Annotated in this window: 1 protein-coding gene; it reads left to right on the forward strand. The window is 60.7% G+C overall.

Annotation, left to right across the window (positions count from 1 at the left end; all coding sequences use genetic code 11):
• Positions 1 to 180: 180 nt before the first annotated feature.
• Positions 181 to 626 (forward strand): tetratricopeptide repeat protein (locus tag NW820_RS13310; protein WP_414407765.1); only part of this gene is annotated, 446 nt, incomplete at its 3' end.

The following is a 626-nucleotide window of genomic DNA, read 5'->3' on the forward strand; positions in this document are numbered from 1 at the left end:
CTGACTTTCCCGCCAGAGCGCGGAACTTGTAGCTCCCCGCACCCCTTGCAAGTTAAGTGCAGGGGGTTGCCCCTCTCGCCGACGGTCTATATTGAACTAGTTCGGGATCCGAAGAGGACGTCATTAGCGGTGCGGAGCACAATCAAGTGTCGATGGGGAAGGATAGCTCTGATAGGTTTCTTGGCAGCATTCCTCGCTCCTGCCCCTGCCATCTCTTTGCCTGCCTTCCCACCTCCTCCTGAGAAGACCTCGGCCCCAAACACCGCTTCCGAGTTCAACTGGCAGGGATCCCTCAAGTTGCTGCGGGGGGATCCCGTAGCTGCCCTGGCGGATCTGGATCGGGCGGTGCAGTTGGATCCCAGCTATGCGCCGGCCTATGTGAACCGCAGCTACGTCTACAACCAGTTGCGCCAGCCGGAAGAAGCTCTGGCCGATGCGGAGCGGGCCATTCAGTTGGATCCGCGAATTCCAGAAGCCTACTTCAGCCGCGGCGTGGCCCACCTGCAACTGGGGGATCGAGAAGCCGCCATGGCCGACTTTCGCCAGGCGTTGGCTCTCTTCTCCAAGAGTGGCAACTTTGCCAACCAGGCCATCCTGCAGCAACTGCTGCGCCAGTTGGGGGTGGA

Source organism: Synechococcus sp. R55.7, from assembly GCF_047461955.1.
Lineage (GTDB): Bacteria > Cyanobacteriota > Cyanobacteriia > Thermostichales > Thermostichaceae > Thermostichus.